Raw genomic sequence first — 17,275 nt, 5'->3', positions numbered from 1 at the left:
ATGTCAGGCGGTTTCCAGGAAGTGGAAATCGGTCGCGCTGACGCCTGCCTGCGCATTGAAGGCAGCGGCGCCCCCGGACAGATAGGCCCGCGCGGCCTTGGCGTCGTTCACCTGATACAACGCCCAGGCATTGCCGCCATCCTCGCGCCACAATTGCAGCAGCGACAGCCCGTTATGGCCGCGATCCTCGGCATCGGCGTCAAAGGCGGCACGGAAGGCCGCATAATCGACGAGGGTGTAATGGGCGATCAGTTGCATGGCCTGGCCTTTCGCAAAAAGGCACCGCCGCGCGTGCGGAGGTGCCCTGTGGTGTTACAGATCCATCAGCAGGCGGCGCGGATCCTCCAGCGCTTCCTTGACGCGCACCAGGAAGGTCACGGCGCCCTTGCCGTCCACGACCCGGTGGTCATAGGACAGCGCCAGATACATCATCGGACGGATGACGATCTGCCCGCCCACCACGACCGGGCGGTCCTGGATCTTGTGCATTCCCAGGATCCCCGACTGCGGCGGATTCAGGATGGGCGAGGACATCAGCGAGCCGTAAACCCCCCCGTTCGAGATGGTGAAGGTGCCGCCCTGCATTTCCTGCATGGTCAGCTTGCCGTCGCGGCCCTTGGAGCCCAGTTCCGCGATTTCCTTCTCGATCGCGGCAAAGCCCTTTTGATCGGCGTCGCGGACCACGGGGACAACCAGACCCGAGGGGGTGCCCACGGCCACGCCCATGTTGACATAGTTCTTGTAAACCACGTCGGTGCCGTCGATTTCCGCGTTGACCTCGGGGACTTCCTTCAGGGCGTGGCAGCAGGCCTTCACGAAGAAGGACATGAAGCCCAGCTTGACCTTGTGCTTCTTCTCGAAGGCGTCCTTGTATTCGTTGCGAAGCCCCATGATGCCGCTCATGTCGGCCTCGTTATAGGTCGTCAGCATCGCCGCGGTGTTCTGCGCGTCCTTCAGGCGGCGCGCGATGGTCTGGCGCAGGCGGGTCATTTTCACCCGTTCCTCGCGCGCGGCATCCTCGGCCGGGCGGGGGGCCGCCGGGGCAGGGGCGGCCGGTTTGGCCGCGGGTTGGGCCTTGGCCACGTCTTCCTTCATGATCCGGCCATCGCGGCCCGAACCCGTCACCTGGTCGCGGCTGACACCCTTTTCGGCCATGGCTTTCTTGGCCGAGGGCGCGTCCTCAACATCGGAACGGGGCTGCATCTGTTCGGGGCCGGCGCCGGGCGATCCGACCTCGCCTGCCGTGGTCCCGTCCTCGCCGCCCGATGCGGACCCGACCGGGGGCGCGGCATTGCCATAGGCGCCCTTGTTGTCGGCGGATCCGCTGGCGGGCCGTTCGGCCGGACGGGGCGCTGCACCCGCCGCGCCTTCGGTGATGATCGCCAGGCGCGCCTTGGCGTCCACGGTCGCGCCTTCCTCGGCCAGGATGTCCGCCAGGACACCGGCGGCGGGGCTGGGCACCTCGACCGAGACCTTGTCGGTTTCCAGTTCGCACAGCATCTCGTCCACGGCGACAGTATCGCCGGGCTTCTTGAACCAGGTGGCCACGGTCGCCTCGGTCACGCTTTCGCCAAGCGCGGGGACCATCACGTCCACGGATTTGCCGCTCATCTTTTGTCCTTCCGGGGTCTTCTGGGCCGTCTCGGCCTTCGGTTGTTCTTGGGGGATGTCGCTGCCGGCGTCAGAGATCTGGGCCAGCAGCGCGTCGGGACCAACGGTTTCGCCTTCCGCCGCGACGATTTCGGCCAGAATGCCCGCAGCCGGGCTGGGCACCTCGACCGTCACCTTGTCGGTTTCCAACTCGCACAGCATCTCGTCCACCGCGACCGCGTCACCCGGTTTCTTGAACCAGGTGGCGACGGTCGCCTCGGTGACGGATTCGCCCAGTGCGGGCACGCGGACTTGAGTGGGCATCAGATCATCCTTCAAGCGACAGCGCCTCGGACACCAGGGCCTCTTGCTCGGCCTTGTGGCGCGACCCAAGGCCCGTGGCGACCGATGCGGCGGCGTTGCGCCCGACATAGCGCGCGCGGTTGTGTCGCGCGCCAAGCCGGTCCAGCGACCATTCCAGGTAGGGCTCCACGAAGCTCCACCCTCCCTGGTTCTTGGGCTCTTCCTGGCACCAGATGATCTCGGCGTCCTTGAAGCGGGCCAGTTCCTTGACCATCGACTGCGCGGGGAAGGGATAGAACTGTTCCAGGCGCAACAGATAGATGTCGTCGATCCCGGCCTCGTCCCGCGCCTTCAGCAGGTCGTAATAGACCTTGCCCGAACAGATCACCACGCGGCGGATGCGGTGATCGGGCACCAGCGTGATGTCGGAGCTGCCCTGCTGCGCGTCGTCCCACAGCACGCGGTGGAAGGTGGATCCGGTCTGGAAATCCGCGGCCCGGCTGGTGGCCTTGGGATGGCGCAGCAGCGATTTCGGCGTCATCAGCACCAGCGGCTTGCGGAACCGGCGGTGCATCTGGCGGCGCAGGATGTGGAAATAGTTGGCCGGCGTCGTGCAGTTGGCGACGATCCAGTTATCCTCGGCGCACATCTGCAGGAACCGTTCCAGGCGGGCGGAGGAATGTTCCGGTCCCTGGCCCTCGAAGCCGTGGGGCAGCAACATCACCAGCCCGGACATACGCAGCCATTTCTTCTCGCCGGACGAGATGAACTGGTCGAACATGATCTGCGCGCCGTTGGCGAAATCGCCGAACTGGGCTTCCCACAACACAAGCGCGTTCGGTTCGGCCAGCGAATACCCGTATTCAAAGCCCAGGACCGCATATTCCGACAGCATCGAATCGATGACCTCGTAATGCGCCTGGCCGTCGGCGATGTGGTTCAGCGGATAGTAACGATCCTCGGACTTCTGGTCGATGAATGCCGAATGACGCTGGCTGAAGGTGCCGCGCGTGCTGTCCTGGCCGGCCAGACGCACGGTCTTGCCTTCCACCAGCAGCGATCCGAAGGCCAGCGCCTCGCCCGTGGCCCAGTCGAAACCTTCGCCGGTTTCGAACATCTGGCGCTTGGCGTCCAGAAGGCGGCCCACCGTCTTGTGCAGGCTGTGGCCTTCGGGAACCGTGGTCAGCGCACGGCCGATCTGGGCCATGGTGGACGGCTCGATCCCGGTTTCGCCCGAAACGTATTCGGCGCCCTCGCGGTCCAGGCCCGACCACTTGCCGTCCAGCCAGTCGGCCTTGTTCGGCTTGAAGGCCTTGCCCACCTCGAACTCCTCGTTCAGGTGGTTCTGGAACGCGGCCTTCATGTCCTCGATCTCGCCCTCGGGGATCAGGCCGTCTGCGACCAGGCGTTCGGTGTAAAGCTGCAGCGTCGTCTTGTGGCCCTTGATCTTGGTGTACATCGCCGGGTTGGTGAACATCGGCTCGTCGCCTTCGTTGTGACCGAAGCGGCGATAGCAGAAGATGTCCAGCACCACGTCCTTCTGGAACTTCTGGCGGAACTCGGTCGCGACCTTGGCGGCATGGACCACGGCCTCGGGGTCGTCGCCATTCACGTGGAAGATCGGCGCCTCGACCATCAGGGCGATGTCGGTGGGATAGGGCGAGGTGCGGCTGAAATGCGGCGCGGTGGTGAAACCGATCTGGTTGTTCACCACGATATGGATGCAGCCCCCGGTGCGGTGGCCCTTGATGCCCGACAATTGCAGGCATTCGGCCACCACGCCCTGGCCCGCAAAGGCCGCGTCGCCATGCAGCAGGATCGGCAGGACCGCGGTGCGATCATGCGTGTCGCCCAGCTGGTCGCCCTTGGCCCGCGCCTTGCCCAGCACGACGGGGTTCACGGCCTCCAGGTGGGACGGGTTGGCAGTCAGCGACAGGTGAACCGTATTGCCGTCGAATTCCCGGTCGCTGGACGCGCCCAGGTGGTATTTCACGTCGCCCGAACCGTCCACGTCCTCGGGCTTGAAGCTGCCGCCCTGGAATTCGTGGAAGATCGCGCGATAGGGTTTCGACAGCACGTTGGCCAGCACCGACAAGCGGCCCCGGTGCGGCATCCCCACGACGATTTCCCGGATCCCCAAGGCACCGCCGCGCTTGATGATCTGTTCCATCGCCGGGATCAGCGCCTCGCCCCCGTCAAGGCCGAAACGCTTGGTGCCCATGTATTTCACGTGCAGGAACTTCTCGAAGCCCTCAGCTTCGACCAGCTTGTTCAGGATGGCGCGGCGGCCTTCCTGGGTGAACTGGATTTCCTTGCCGTAACCCTCGATCCGTTCCTTCAGCCAGGCGGCTTCGTCGGGGTTGGAAATGTGCATGAACTGGATCGCGAAGGTGCCGCAATAGGTCCGCTGCATCAATTCGGTGATCTGGCGGATGGATGCGATTTCCAGGCCCAGCACGTTGTCGATGAAGATCGGCCGGTCCAGATCGCCGGGGCCGAAGCCATAGGTGGCGGGGTTCAGTTCCCCATGGTCGGGCACGTCGCGAAGGCCCAGCGGATCCAGGTTGGCGTGCAGGTGGCCGCGGATGCGGAAGGCCCGGATCAGCATCAGGGCGCGGATCGAATCCAGCACCGCCTGGCGCATCTGGTCCTCGGTCAGGCGAACGCCCTTTTCCTCGGCCACGGCGGCGATCTTCTTCATCGCGGCGGTGGCCTCGACCTTGGAGGCCATCGCCCATTCGCCGGTCAAGGCTGCGGTGGTTTCATCCGACGGCACCGGCGGCCAGTCGGCGCGCTTCCAGCTGGCGCCGCTGGCCTCGCGCGCGGCATCCTCTCCGGTATCGCCCAGGCTGCGGAAGAATGCGTCCCAGGCGGCGTCGAAGGCACCCGGATTCTGCGCCCACTGGCCGTAAAGCTGTTCGATATAGGCCGCGTTGTGTCCTTGAAGGAAGGACGAATCGTGGAAATCGGCGTTGTTGGGTTGGTCGGTCATTGTGTCTCGCGTCCTTGACGCAATGGGGGAACGGGTTGGGGCCGCATCACGCGGCAGTGCAGGTGACGATCATCATCTGGACGCCGGGCATCGCGCTGCCCGCGCCCGGCTTGTTGGTGCGGCTGCTGTCCAGGTCGCGCCCGGCGCTGCGGCAAAGCTGCGCGGGCGCGGCCTCGACCTTGGAGACGTCTGTCTGGGCGGGGCGGAACAGCACGGTGAAGCGGCTGTCCGCGTCGCCGCTGACTGCAATCACCGAGGCCTGGTGCAACCCGGTGCGGCCATCCACGGGGCCGGTGGGCACGGCGGCGGGCGCCGCCGGTGCCGCGACAGGCGGGGCGACGGGTGCAGCGGGCGCCATGGCGCGCGGCAGGGCAGGGGCGGCGGGGGCCGCCGGGGTGGGAGCCGGGGCCGGCCCCTCGGCCGGTGCCATGCAGGCCGTCAGGGCACAAACCGCAAGAAGGGCGGAAAGCCGGGGCAGGTTGCGGAAACTGGCCGCTGGAATTCTGGATGTCATGACCGCCTCAGGCACAATAAACGTCGATGATGGCCGCGCCGGGATCGGCATAGGGATCCACGCGCGGGATGCGTTCGATCCGCGCCACTGCGCGGCGTTCCAGCCCGCACAGCGCGCGGGCCGCGCCCTGGTCGGCGCCAGCGGGCGCGCGGGCAGGGTGATAGATCAGCCGCCAGCCGAAATCGCGCCGTGCCACGGTGCGCACGGAGTCCAGGGGCAGGGTGCTGGCCTGGTGCAGGTTCGTCATGGCGGGGATGCCGCCGCGCAGGATGTCGTCGGTGGGCGCGCGACCGCAGGCGGTCAGCGCCAGAAGGGCGGCCAGCGACAAGGGCGCCATGCAGCCGCCGGTCCGGGCCGGTGCCCCGTCCAAAGGTCTGGCTGCTGCACGCTGCGGCTGGTCGTCCACATCATCCCCCTGGTTTCCGGTGCCCCATACCTATGTCGGAGGCACCGGCTTTCAAACCGCGTCACGCACAGGTGACGGTCATCCTTTGCACGCCACCGCCGAACTGCGGGGCAGAGGTATCCACCGCCTCGGCGGAAAAGACCTGCGAGGCCGTGTTCGAACAGATGATCGCGGGCGCGGCGGCCACCTGGTCGGCGGTCACCGCGTCCCCGCGATAGAACACCGTGTACTGGTTGCCCGTGCGCGAGGCGGCGACGACGGCGTCCGCAGGCAGGCCCGTCGCCGCGCCAAGCGCGGCGCTCGGGACCGAATCCACCGTCACGGTCGTTTCGACGCGCGTGATCGGCTCGGGCGCGCAGGCCCCCAGAACGACAGTCGAGGCGATGATGGTCGCGGAAAGCATCTTCATCTTGATTCTCCTGTGGTTACAGAGCGGTTGCTCTCTCTGGGGGGAACGCGCGCGCCGCGCCGGGGGTTGCGTCAGGCCTTGATGGCCTTCAGCACGGCCTCGCCCAGGCCTGCCGGGCTGTCGGCCACGACGATGCCTGCGCGCTTCATCGCCTCGATCTTGGACTCCGCATCGCCCTTGCCGCCCGACACGATCGCGCCGGCATGGCCCATGCGACGGCCCGGAGGCGCGGTGCGGCCTGCGATGAAGCCTGCGGTCGGCTTCCAGCGGCCCTTTTTCTTCTGCTCGGCCAGGAACTCGGCCGCTTCTTCCTCGGCCGAACCGCCTATCTCTCCGATCATGATGATCGAGGTGGTCTCGTCGTCGTCCAGGAACATCCGCAGCACGTCGATATGTTCCATCCCCTTGATGGGATCGCCGCCGATGCCAACCGCGCTCGACTGGCCCAAGCCCACGTCCGAGGTCTGCTTGACGGCTTCATAGGTCAGGGTGCCCGAACGCGACACGACGCCGACGCTGCCGCGGCGGAAGATGGAACCCGGCATGATGCCGATCTTGCATTCGTCCGGCGTCATGATGCCGGGGCAGTTCGGCCCGATCAGGCGCGACTGCGACCCCTGGAGGGCGCGCTTGACGCGCATCATGTCCAGCACCGGGATGCCTTCGGTGATGCAGACGATCAGCGGGATTTCCGCGTCGATGGCTTCCAGGATCGAATCCGCCGCGAAGGGGGGCGGGACATAGATTGCCGACGCGGTGGCGCCGGTTTTCGCCACGGCCTCGTGGACCGAGTTGAAGACCGGCAAGCCCAGGTGTTCGCTGCCGCCCTTGCCGGGCGTCACGCCGCCGACCATCTGCGTGCCATAGGCGATCGCCTGTTCGGTGTGGAAGGTGCCCTGGGACCCGGTGATCCCCTGGCAGATGACTTTGGTGTCTTTGTTAACGAGAACGGCCATTGAAGGCTTTCCTTGACGTAGGGTGCGTGGTTTCACGCACCAATGCTCAGGGGAAGGTGCGTGAAACCACGCACCCTGCGGTTCAACCTTTGACGGCTTTCACGATCTTCTCGGCCGCATCCGACAGGTCGTCGGCAGCGATCACGTTCAGGCCGGACTTGGCGATGATTTCCTTGCCCAGGTCGACGTTCGTGCCTTCCAGCCGCACGACCAGCGGAACCTGGAGGCCCACCTCTTTCACGGCAGCGATGATGCCTTCCGCGATGATGTCGCAGCGCATGATGCCGCCGAAGATGTTGACCAGGATGCCTTTGACGTTCGGATCCGAGGTGATGATCTTGAAGGCTTCCGTCACCTTCTCCTTGGTCGCGCCGCCGCCCACGTCCAGGAAGTTCGCGGGTTCGGCGCCATACAGCTTGATGATGTCCATCGTGGCCATCGCCAGGCCCGCGCCGTTCACCATGCAGCCGATCTCGCCTTCAAGGGCGATATAGTTCAGGTCGAATTTCGACGCGGCCAGTTCCTTGGGATCTTCCTCGGTCTCGTCGCGCAGCGCCATGATGTCGGACTGGCGATACAGCGCGTTGTTGTCGAAGCCCATCTTCGCGTCCAGACACTTGATCTGGCCTTCGGGGGTGACGATCAACGGGTTGATCTCCAGCATCTCCATGTCCTTCTCGATGAACATGCGATACAGGTTTTTCACCAGGGCCACGCATTGCTTGACCTGCGCGCCTTCCAGGCCCAGGGCAAAGGCCACGCGTCGGCCGTGGAAGTCCGACAGGCCCGACGCCGGATCGACGCTGAAGCTGACGATCTTTTCGGGCGTGTGGGCAGCCACTTCCTCGATGTCCATGCCGCCTTCGGTCGATGCGACAAAGCTGACGCGGGACGTCTGGCGATCCACCAGCAGCGCCAGATACAGTTCACGCGCAATGTCGGAACCGTCCTCGATATAGATGCGGTTAACCTGCTTGCCGACCGGTCCGGTCTGATGGGTCACAAGGGTGCGGCCCAGCATCTGGCGGGTCAGTTCCTCGGCTTCCTCGACCGACTTGGCCAGGCGGACGCCGCCCTTTTCACCGGCCTCGGCTTCCTTGAAGCTGCCCTTGCCGCGGCCGCCCGCGTGGATCTGGGCCTTCACGACCCACAGGGGGCCGTCCATCTCGCTGGCGCAGGTCTTGGCCTCGTCGGCCTTCATCACGATCCGGCCGTCGCTGACCGGTGCGCCGTATTGACGCAGCAGCGCCTTGGCCTGGTATTCGTGGATATTCATCCTGACCCCCTTTTTCGGTTCGACAGATTTGCCGGGGTCTTGCCATATCAAGGGCAGGTCAGGAAACGATTTTGCAGGAAAAGCCCGGAAAGGGGCAAGAAGTCGCTTATTGTGATCACAGCCGGAAAAGCCGTGATCACAAAGGTCCAGAAGTCAGGATTCGCTTAACGATTTACCCTGCGACCCGGGAACAGCTAAGGCTGTCGCCGGTGCTTTCGGACATCCAGTTGATGCGGTTGTCGTTCTGCCACTGCACCTGGATCACCGCCCCGTCCGCCAGCGTCATGGTGGTGACCCGGTTCTGGGTCGAGAACTTGCTGATCTTGATCGGCAGCGTGGTGTTCGACGGCTGATAACTATCCGGGGTGAAGGTCATCACCGTGGTTCCGCAGTCCCATGTGCCCATGAAGGGCAACTGGTCGGTCGGGCGCGGGCTGGTGGGGGGCGCCGAGCAGGCACCGATCAGAAGGGCAGACAGAAGGGCAGCAGGCAGGACGGTTCGGGTCATTGTCGCCTCCGGTTCAACTACCCTGCGAATGCTACATCGGAACCGGAAAGATGAACATCATCAAATGCAAAGGCGCGCCCCCGGGGACGCGCCTTGCCAGACTTGTGCGGAGCCGATCAGGCCAGCGAGCCGTCGATGCCCTTGCACGCCTCAACCAAGCCCTTCACCGCATCGACCGACTTGGTGAACATCGCCTGTTCATCGCCGTCCAGCGTGATGTCGATGACCTTTTCCACGCCGCCCGCGCCGATCACGGTGGGCACGCCCACATACATTCCGTTCAGGCCGTAGGCGCCGTCCACATAGGCCGCGCAGGGCAGCACGCGCTTTTGATCCTTGAGATAAGCTTCTGCCATCTCGATCGCGCTTGTTGCGGGCGCATAGAAGGCGCTGCCGGTCTTGAGTAGGCCGACGATCTCGGCGCCGCCATCGCGGGTGCGCTGCACGATCGAGTCCAGCTTGTCCTGCGTGGTCCAGCCCATCTTGACCAGATCCGGCAGCGGAATCCCTGCAACGGTCGAGTAGCGGGTCAGTGGAACCATCGTGTCGCCATGCCCGCCCAGCACAAAAGCCGTCACGTCGCGCATCGACACGCCAAATTCGAGGCTCAGGAAGTGGCGGAAGCGCGCCGAATCCAGCACGCCCGCCATGCCGCAGACTTTCTCGTGCGGCAGGCCCGAAAACTCGCGCAGCGCCCAGACCATCGCGTCCAGCGGGTTGGTGATGCAGATCACGAAGGCGTCGGGCGCGTGCTTGGCGATGCCCTCGCCCACCGACTTCATGACCTTGAGGTTGATGCCCAGCAGGTCGTCGCGGCTCATTCCCGGCTTGCGCGGCACGCCGGCGGTGACGATGCAGACATCGGCGCCCGCAATGTCGGCGTAATCGTTGGCGCCCTTCATGTCGGCGTCGAAACCCTCGGACGGACCCGACTGCGCGATGTCCAGAGCCTTGCCCTGGGGCGTGCCCTCGGCGATGTCGAACAGGACAACGTCGCCCAGTTCCTTCATCGCGGCCAGATGCGCCAGCGTACCGCCGATCTGCCCCGCACCGATCAGTGCGATTTTGGGTCGGGCCATGGATAACCTCCGATCAATGGAATGATGTTGCCGGGTGGTTACGGGGTCGCGCATGAAATCGCAAGCCACTGTTGGCGCTGACACTTGCCATTCCTCGCGCCTGGACGCATGGCTGCCGACGTAAAGGGGGCGGAAATGCTGGATCTGACGACCGGAGGCTGGGTGCTGGCCTTCATTGCCGCGATCTCGGTGGGCCTGGCCAAGGGCGGGCTGGCGATGGTGGGCATGATCTCGGTCCCGGTGCTGTCGCTGGTCATGTCGCCGGTGCAGGCGGCGGGGCTGATGCTGCCCATCTATGTCGTGTCGGACATCGGCGGCCTGATCGCCTTTCGCCGCAATTTCGACCTGCGGGTGCTGGCAACCGCGTTGCCCGGCGCCATTGCTGGGATCGGCATCGGCTGGGCCGGGGCCCATGTGGTTCCGGTGGATGGTGTGACCTTCATCGTGGGGGCGATCGGATTGATCTTTGCGCTGAACGCGCTGGTCCGGCCCCAACTGTCGGGCAAGCCGCGCCTGCCGTCCTTGGGCCGGGGCACGGGATGGGGGCTTTTGTCGGGCTATACCAGTTTCATCAGCCATGCGGGCGCGCCGCCCTGGCAGGTTTATGTCCAGCCGTTGCGCCTGCCCGCGCTGGTCTATGCAGGGACGACTACCTGGTTCTTTGCCGTCTGCAACTGGATCAAGCTGATCCCCTATGCCGCATTGGGACAGTTGTCTACGGCGAACCTCAAGGCCGCTGCGGTGCTGATGCCTGCGGCCCTTGTGGCGGTCTGGGTCGGGCTGCGGCTGGTCAAGATCATCCCCGAGGCGCTGTTCTACAAGCTGATCACCTGGGGCTTGCTGGCGGTGTCGCTGCGGCTTGTCTGGCAGGCGCTTGCCTGACGCCGCAGCGCAGCAAAAATCCGCTTGCCAAAACTGGCGCCGCAATGCAGCGTCACGCAAGATTGTTGCGAGGAGGATCTGATGGCGCGTCCCTATCGTTCGGTTCTGTATATCCCCGCCGCCAATGCGCGGGCGATGGAAAAGGCGCAGACGCTGCCCGCCGATGCCATCATCTTCGATCTGGAGGATGCGGTGGCGCCCGGTGAAAAGCCTGCCGCACGCGATGCCCTGGCTGCGGCCTTGGGCAATGATTATGGTCCCCGCGCCCGGATCGTGCGGATCAACGGGCTAGCGACGGAATGGGGTGTGGACGACGCGCGGTTCTGCGCGACCCTTGCGGCGGATGCGGTGCTGATCCCCAAGGTGGACAGCGCCGCCGATCTGGACCGCGTGGCCGCCCTTATCCCCGACACGCCCCTTTGGGCGATGATGGAAACACCGCTGGGGATGCTGAACGCCGCGGAAATCGCCGCCCATCCCCGGTTGGAGGGGATGGTGATGGGCACCAACGATTTGGCCAAGGAACTCAACAGCCGCTTTCGTCCCGACCGGCTGCCGATGCAGGCGGGCTTGGGCCTATGCCTGCTGGCCGCCAAGGCCCACGGCAAGGTGATCGTGGACGGGGTCTTCAACGCCTTCAAGGACGAGGACGGGCTGCGCGCCGAATGCGAGCAGGGCCGGGACATGGGCTTTGACGGCAAGACGCTGATCCATCCCGCCCAGCTTGCCGTCGCCAACGGATCCTTCGCCCCAACGGATGCCGAGATCGACCTGGCCCGGCGCCAGATCGAAGCCTTCAGCGCCGCCGCTGCCGAAGGCAAGGGCGTGGCCGTTGTCGATGGCAAGATCGTGGAAAACCTGCACGCGGAAACCGCGCGCAAGACGCTGGATCGGGCCAAGGCGATTGCGGCGGTGGCCGGATAAGGGCAGGGTGGCCGCCAACATATCCAGCGAGGGGAAAGCCAGATGGTTCTGCTGATTTCGGGCGTTGTGCTCTGGTGGGCGGCGCATCTGTTCAAGCGCGTCGCCCCCGAACGCCGCGCCGCCCTGGGCGACAAAGGCAAGGGGCTGGTCGCGGTCCTGCTGGTGCTGTCGGTTTTCATGATGGCGCGGGGCTATGGGCAGGCAGAGGGCCCGGTCTGGTGGGGCAGGTCGCCTGCAACGACGGGCATTAACAACCTGCTGATGCTGCTGGCCTTTTATCTTTACGCAGCGGACGGGATGGGAACGCGCGTCACCGCCTGGATCCGTCATCCGCAACTGACGGGCTTCTCGCTCTGGGCGGTCGCGCATCTGCTGGTGAACGGCGATCTGGCTTCGTTTGTCCTGTTCGGCGGGCTGCTGGTCTGGGCGCTTGTCGAAATTATGTTGCTGAACCGGGCGGGTGCCTGGAAGCGCCGCACGGGGCCGTTCCCCGCGCGCAAGGAAATCATGGCGGCCGTGGGCGCGGTCGTCGTCATGCTGGTCGTGGGCCTGATCCACGGCTGGATCGGACCCTGGCCATTCGGAGGCTGACGTGACCACCCTTTACCGCTGCATCACCGAGGACGACACCGTCCAGTTCTGCCACCGCGTCAGCGAGGCGCTGTCCAAGGGGTGGTCGCTGCATGGCAGCCCCTCGATGGCCTTTGATCCGGTCAAGGGCGTCATGCGCATGGGCCAGGCCGTCACCAAGCAGGTCCAGGCCGAATACCATCCCGACATGAAGCTGGGGCAGCAATGACCAAGACCAATCCGGGCCGCTTCTTCGAGGATTACCGCCTGGGCCAGGTGATCCGCCACGCCGTTCCGCGCACCGTGGCGGAAGGGGAACGGGCGCTGTACCACGCGCTTTATCCCGCGCGCCATGCGCTGTATTCCAGCGACGAATTCGCGTCGAATTGCGGGTTGGAAAGCAGTCCCCTGGACGACCTGCTGGCCTTTCACATCGTTTTTGGCAAGACCGTTCCCGATGTCAGCCTGAACGCGGTGGCAAACCTGGGCTATGCCCAGGGCCGCTGGCTGGCGCCGGTCTGGCCAGGCGACACGCTGCGGTCGGAGTCGCAGGTGATCGGGCTGAAGCAGAACTCGAACGGCACGTCGGGCGTGGTCTGGGTGCGGACGCGCGGCCTGAACCAGATGGACGAACCCGTACTGGAATACGTCCGCTGGGTGATGGTGCGCAAGCGCGACGCGGCAGCCCCCGCGCCGGAAACGGTGACGCCCAACCTGCCGCCGGTGGTGGCGCCCGAGGATCTGGTGATCCCCGAAGGATTGGACTTCACCGGCTATGATTTCGAGCTTGCGGGCGAACCGCATCGCTGGGGTGACTATGACATCGGCGAAAAGATCGACCATGTGGACGGCGTCACCATCGAGGAGGCCGAGCATATGCTGGCCACCCGCCTGTGGCAGAACACCGCCAAGGTCCATTTCGACGCCACCAATCGCAAGGATGGCAAGCGGCTGGTCTATGGCGGCCATGTCATCAGCATGGCCCGCGCATTGTCCTTCAACGGGCTTGCCAATGCGCAGATGATCGTGGCGCTGAACGGCGGCGCCCATGCCAACCCCTGTTTCGCCGGCGATACCCTGCGCGCATGGTCCGAGGTGCTGGACAAGGCCGAAACCGATGCGCTCGGCGTCGGTGCGATCCGGCTGCGGCTGGTCGCGACCAAAGGCGACAGCGGTGCATTCGCATTGAAGGATGGCGACGGGCGTTATCGTCCCGAAGTTCTGCTGGACCTGGATTACTGGGCACTGATGCCGGTTTGACGGCCGGGCGACTCGGGTCATCTCGCATCCGCAGCATCCGTTGTGATCACACGCCCGTAGGTCGTGATCACAAAGTCCGGAAAGCGCGGAAAATCACAGACGCCTCTGGTATCTGCGGGTGACAGATGCCAGAAATGCCGACAAACACACGCCAATCGCCAGCCCGCGAGGCCAGCCTTGCCTGCGACGGGACGGGTCAACCGTTTAAAGGAGCGCCGCATCATGGCCGATGTGAACCGGGGCAACCGGCCGCTTTCCCCCCATATGCAGGTTTATCGCATGCCCATGGCTGCGATCACCTCGATCATGACGCGGATCACCGGGCACGCGCTTGTCGCGGGCATCCTTTTGCTGGTCTGGTGGCTGACTGCCGCCGTCAGCGGCCCCCGCGCATTCGCCGCCGCCGATTGGGTGGTGCGGTCCTGGATCGGTTTCATCGTGCTGACAGGGTCGGCCTGGGCGCTGTGGTTCCACACGCTGTCGGGCATCCGGCACCTATTCTATGACGCGGGCCAGTTGCTGCGCATCGAGGAGGCCGAGCGTGCAAGCTGGGCCATCATCATCGGATCGGTCGTGCTGACGATTTTGTCCCTGATCCTGTTCTTCTTTGCCTGAGGGAACGCGAACCATGCGCTATATCACCCCCCGCAAGGCGGCCATGGGCCTGGGTTCCGCCCACAGCGGCACGGCCGACCACTGGTTCATGACCGTCACCTCCTGCGCCCTGGTGCTGCTGGTCCCGGCCTTCATGCTGGTCATCGGCAATGCCATCGGCCTGCCACATCCCGAACTGGTGGCCTATTTCGGCCGCCCCTATCCGGCGCTGATCACGGCGCTGTTCATCGTCGTGGGCATGGTGCATTTCATCAAGGGCACCCGGATCATGATCGACGATTATTTCCAACACACGGCGCGCAAGGTGGCGATCATCGTCTCGGTGGTCTTTTCCTGGGCGGTCATCGCGGCGGCGGTCTTTGCGCTGGCCAAGATGACGCTGATCACCGTCGCGATCTGAGGGCAACATGGCAGCTTACGATATCCATACGCATGATTACGACGTGGTCGTGGTGGGCGCGGGCGGGGCTGGCCTGCGCGCGACGCTGGGCATGGCCGAACAGGGCCTGCGCACGGCCTGCGTGACCAAGGTCTTCCCCACGCGGTCCCATACCGTCGCGGCCCAGGGCGGCATTGCCGCGTCGCTGTCGAACATGGGGCCGGACAGCTGGCAATGGCATATGTACGACACCGTCAAGGGGTCGGACTGGCTGGGCGACACCGACGCGATGGAATACCTCGCGCGCGAGGCGCCCAAGGCCGTCTATGAACTTGAACATTACGGCGTGCCGTTTTCCAGGACCGAGGAGGGCAAGATCTATCAGCGTCCCTTCGGCGGCCACACCACCGAATACGGCGAAGGCCCCCCGGTTCAGCGGACCTGTGCCGCAGCCGACCGCACCGGCCACGCGATCCTGCACACGCTTTATGGCCAGTCGCTGAAGAACAACGCGGAATTCTTCATCGAATATTTCGCCATCGACCTGATCGTCACAGACGGCGCCTGCACGGGCGTGGTCTGCTGGAAGCTGGACGACGGCACCATCCACGTCTTCAATGCCAAGATGGTCGTGCTGGCCACCGGCGGCTATGGCCGCGCCTATTTCAGCGCGACATCCGCCCATACCTGCACCGGTGACGGCGGCGGCATGGTGGCGCGCGCGGGCCTGCCCTTGCAGGACATGGAATTCGTGCAGTTCCACCCGACCGGCATCTATGGGTCCGGCTGCCTCATCACCGAAGGCGCGCGGGGCGAGGGCGGATACCTGACCAACTCCGAAGGCGAGCGTTTCATGGAACGCTATGCGCCGACCTACAAGGATCTGGCGTCGCGGGACGTGGTTTCCCGCTGCATCACCATCGAGATTCGCGAAGGCCGGGGCGTCGGTCCCGACAAGGACCACATGCACCTGAACCTGATGCACCTGCCGCCCGAGGCCCTGGCCGAACGGCTGCCCGGCATCAGTGAATCGGCCAAGATTTTCGCGGGCGTCGATGTCACCAAGCAGCCGATCCCGATCCTACCGACAGTCCATTACAACATGGGCGGCATCCCGACGAATTACTGGGGCGAGGTTCTGAACCCGACCGCCGACAACCCCGACGCCATCTTCCCCGGCTTGATGGCCGTGGGTGAGGCGGGCTGCGCGTCCGTGCATGGCGCGAACCGCCTGGGATCGAACAGCCTGATCGACCTTGTGGTCTTTGGCCGCGCCGCTGCGATCCGCGCGGGGCAGGTGGTTGACCGGGAAGGTCATATCCCTGCGACGAACCAGGCACAGGTGGACAAGGCTCTGGCGCGCTTTGACGCGTTGCGCCACGCCAATGGCGGCACGCCCACCGCAGACCTGCGCCTAGAGATGCAGCGCACCATGCAGGCCGACGCGGCGGTGTTCCGCACCGACAAGACCCTGGCCGAGGGCGCCGAAAAGATGACCGCCATCGCCACCAAGATGGACGACATCCGCGTCACGGACCGGGGCCTGATCTGGAACACGGATCTGATGGAAACGCTGGAGCTGACCAACCTGATGCCCAACGCGCTTGCGACCATCGTCGCCGCCGAGGCGCGCAAGGAAAGCCGGGGCGCCCATGCGCATGAAGACTGGCCCGAGCGGGACGACGCCAACTGGCGCAAGCACTCGCTTGCATGGGTGGATGGAAACGCGGTTAAACTGGATTACCGCCCCGTCCATCTGGACCCTTTGACAAAAGAAGAAGATGGCGGGATCGACCTGAAGAAGATTGCTCCGAAAAAGAGGGTTTACTGATGCGTTTCCAGACTTTCGCCGTTCTTGGACTTGCCGCCGCCACGCTGGCCGGCTGCGTCGCCCCGATGCCGCCCGCCACGACCGTCACCACGGCGCCATCCGTGATCACCACGCCCACCGTGCTTGACGCGGCCTCGCGCCAGGTGGCCCGCACGGTCATCAACGCGGAAATGGAAAAGCGCCTGCCCGGCGCCAATGTCGCGCCCTATACCGATTGCGTCGTCAACAACGCCACCACGGCGGAACTAATCGACATTGCCCAGGCATCCCGCGCCGGTGTGACGGGAACGGCCGACAGCGTGGCGGCGATCGTTTCGCGCCCCGCGACCACGCAGTGCATCGCTGCGGCGGCGCGCACGGCGTGACCTGATGGGCGCGCGGGCGGGACATCTGGCCTTGGCTTTCGTCGGAACCATGGCCGCCTGCGGCCCGGTTCCGGTCGAGCAGGCCGAACTGACCTGCCTGCGTGACGCCGAACTGGCTGTGCGCCCGCGCACCAATGTCGCCGTGGGCGTCGGCACCGGCTTTGACGGGGACACGCGCGGCTTTGGCAGCGTCTCGGTCGATCTGTCGGGCGATTACCTGATGGGGCGCGATCCCTCGCTGGTTTATGACCGCTGCGTCCAGCGGCGATCCGGCCAGCCCCCGCGCCGCCCCTTGACCGACCAGCCGGGCTGGACGGGCTGAGACATGGCGGCGGCGCGTCTTCTGTCTTCGACAAAACGGTTGCTGGGTCCGGTCATCCGGGAAATGCGATTGTATCAGGCCATTTTCCGTGCAG

Annotated in this window: 20 protein-coding genes; 10 read left to right on the top strand and 10 right to left on the bottom strand. The window is 65.1% G+C overall.

All coding sequences use genetic code 11. The features are described 5' to 3' along the window. Positions 1–3 precede the first annotated feature (3 nt). The 10 genes from LZ585_RS11455 to mdh all read right to left on the bottom strand — a co-directional run bounded on the left by LZ585_RS11455 (position 4) and on the right by mdh (position 10,033). A complete protein-coding gene (locus tag LZ585_RS11455) occupies positions 4–258 on the bottom strand; it encodes a hypothetical protein (RefSeq protein ID WP_234853694.1) in 255 nt (84 codons plus the stop codon). A gap of 54 nt (positions 259–312) precedes the next feature. Next, positions 313–1,914: a 2-oxoglutarate dehydrogenase complex dihydrolipoyllysine-residue succinyltransferase gene (gene odhB, locus LZ585_RS11450; protein WP_234853693.1), complete on the bottom strand. Its 1,602-nt coding sequence runs from the start codon at positions 1,912–1,914 to the stop codon at positions 313–315. A 4-nt stretch (positions 1,915–1,918) separates the two neighbouring features. Beyond that, positions 1,919–4,885, bottom strand: a complete 2,967-nt coding sequence (locus LZ585_RS11445; RefSeq protein WP_234853692.1) for a 2-oxoglutarate dehydrogenase E1 component — start codon at positions 4,883–4,885, stop codon at positions 1,919–1,921. A 46-nt stretch (positions 4,886–4,931) separates the two neighbouring features. Next, complete coding sequence (locus LZ585_RS11440) at positions 4,932–5,399, bottom strand: hypothetical protein (RefSeq protein WP_234853691.1); 468 nt, start codon at positions 5,397–5,399, stop codon at positions 4,932–4,934. Between the two features lie 7 nt (positions 5,400–5,406). Then, the gene (locus tag LZ585_RS11435; protein WP_234853690.1) at positions 5,407–5,769 is read right to left on the bottom strand and encodes a hypothetical protein; all 363 of its coding nucleotides are present in this window, start codon (positions 5,767–5,769) and stop codon (positions 5,407–5,409) included. Between the two features lie 97 nt (positions 5,770–5,866). After that, positions 5,867–6,214 carry a hypothetical protein gene (locus tag LZ585_RS11430; protein WP_234853689.1) on the bottom strand — a complete coding sequence of 116 codons (348 nt, stop codon included), beginning with the start codon at positions 6,212–6,214 and terminating at the stop codon, positions 5,867–5,869. Between the two features lie 71 nt (positions 6,215–6,285). Beyond that, positions 6,286–7,170: a succinate--CoA ligase subunit alpha gene (gene sucD / locus LZ585_RS11425; protein ID WP_234853688.1), complete on the bottom strand. Its 885-nt coding sequence runs from the start codon at positions 7,168–7,170 to the stop codon at positions 6,286–6,288. A gap of 82 nt (positions 7,171–7,252) precedes the next feature. Continuing rightward, positions 7,253–8,446 (bottom strand): ADP-forming succinate--CoA ligase subunit beta, encoded by a 1,194-nt coding sequence (gene sucC, locus LZ585_RS11420; RefSeq protein ID WP_234853687.1) that lies wholly within the window; start codon positions 8,444–8,446, stop codon positions 7,253–7,255. Positions 8,447–8,618: 172 nt separating this feature from the next. Beyond that, complete coding sequence (locus LZ585_RS11415) at positions 8,619–8,954, bottom strand: hypothetical protein (RefSeq protein WP_234853686.1); 336 nt, start codon at positions 8,952–8,954, stop codon at positions 8,619–8,621. 116 nt (positions 8,955–9,070) lie between these two features. Further along, complete coding sequence (mdh, locus tag LZ585_RS11410) at positions 9,071–10,033, bottom strand: malate dehydrogenase (RefSeq protein WP_234853685.1); 963 nt, start codon at positions 10,031–10,033, stop codon at positions 9,071–9,073. A 108-nt stretch (positions 10,034–10,141) separates the two neighbouring features. Here mdh and LZ585_RS11405 point away from each other — a divergent pair, with 108 nt between their 5' ends. From LZ585_RS11405 to LZ585_RS11360, 10 genes are all read left to right on the top strand, one after another. Beyond that, on the top strand, positions 10,142–10,915 hold the full coding sequence (locus tag LZ585_RS11405; protein ID WP_234853684.1) for a sulfite exporter TauE/SafE family protein: 774 nt from the start codon (positions 10,142–10,144) through the stop codon (positions 10,913–10,915). Positions 10,916–10,996: 81 nt separating this feature from the next. Beyond that, positions 10,997–11,839 carry an HpcH/HpaI aldolase/citrate lyase family protein gene (locus LZ585_RS11400; protein ID WP_234853683.1) on the top strand — a complete coding sequence of 281 codons (843 nt, stop codon included), beginning with the start codon at positions 10,997–10,999 and terminating at the stop codon, positions 11,837–11,839. A 42-nt stretch (positions 11,840–11,881) separates the two neighbouring features. Next, positions 11,882–12,430, top strand: a complete 549-nt coding sequence (locus tag LZ585_RS11395) for an NnrU family protein (RefSeq protein WP_234853682.1) — start codon at positions 11,882–11,884, stop codon at positions 12,428–12,430. Position 12,431: 1 nt separating this feature from the next. Then, complete coding sequence (locus LZ585_RS11390) at positions 12,432–12,638, top strand: DUF1737 domain-containing protein (protein ID WP_234853681.1); 207 nt, start codon at positions 12,432–12,434, stop codon at positions 12,636–12,638. Next, entirely contained in the window at positions 12,635–13,669 is a 1,035-nt protein-coding gene (locus LZ585_RS11385) for a MaoC family dehydratase (RefSeq protein ID WP_234853680.1), read from the top strand. Before LZ585_RS11390 ends, LZ585_RS11385 begins: the two co-directional genes overlap by 4 nt. Positions 13,670–13,891: 222 nt before the next feature. Further along, positions 13,892–14,284, top strand: coding sequence for a succinate dehydrogenase, cytochrome b556 subunit (gene sdhC, locus LZ585_RS11380; protein ID WP_234853679.1), 393 nt, complete (start codon positions 13,892–13,894; stop codon positions 14,282–14,284). Between the two features lie 13 nt (positions 14,285–14,297). Beyond that, positions 14,298–14,684: a succinate dehydrogenase, hydrophobic membrane anchor protein gene (locus LZ585_RS11375; protein ID WP_234853678.1), complete on the top strand. Its 387-nt coding sequence runs from the start codon at positions 14,298–14,300 to the stop codon at positions 14,682–14,684. A 7-nt stretch (positions 14,685–14,691) separates the two neighbouring features. Beyond that, positions 14,692–16,494, top strand: a complete 1,803-nt coding sequence (sdhA, locus tag LZ585_RS11370) for a succinate dehydrogenase flavoprotein subunit (RefSeq protein WP_234853677.1) — start codon at positions 14,692–14,694, stop codon at positions 16,492–16,494. Next, complete coding sequence (locus LZ585_RS11365; protein ID WP_234853676.1) at positions 16,494–16,859, top strand: hypothetical protein; 366 nt, start codon at positions 16,494–16,496, stop codon at positions 16,857–16,859. Before sdhA ends, LZ585_RS11365 begins: the two co-directional genes overlap by 1 nt. Positions 16,860–16,863: 4 nt before the next feature. Further along, positions 16,864–17,181, top strand: coding sequence for a hypothetical protein (locus LZ585_RS11360; RefSeq protein ID WP_234853675.1), 318 nt, complete (start codon positions 16,864–16,866; stop codon positions 17,179–17,181). Positions 17,182–17,275: the final 94 nt, after the last annotated feature.

This window comes from Paracoccus everestensis, from assembly GCF_021491915.1.
GTDB lineage: Bacteria > Pseudomonadota > Alphaproteobacteria > Rhodobacterales > Rhodobacteraceae > Paracoccus > Paracoccus everestensis.
Note: the sequence above shows the minus strand (reverse complement) of the source record. Positions and strands in the feature narration are given on the sequence as shown.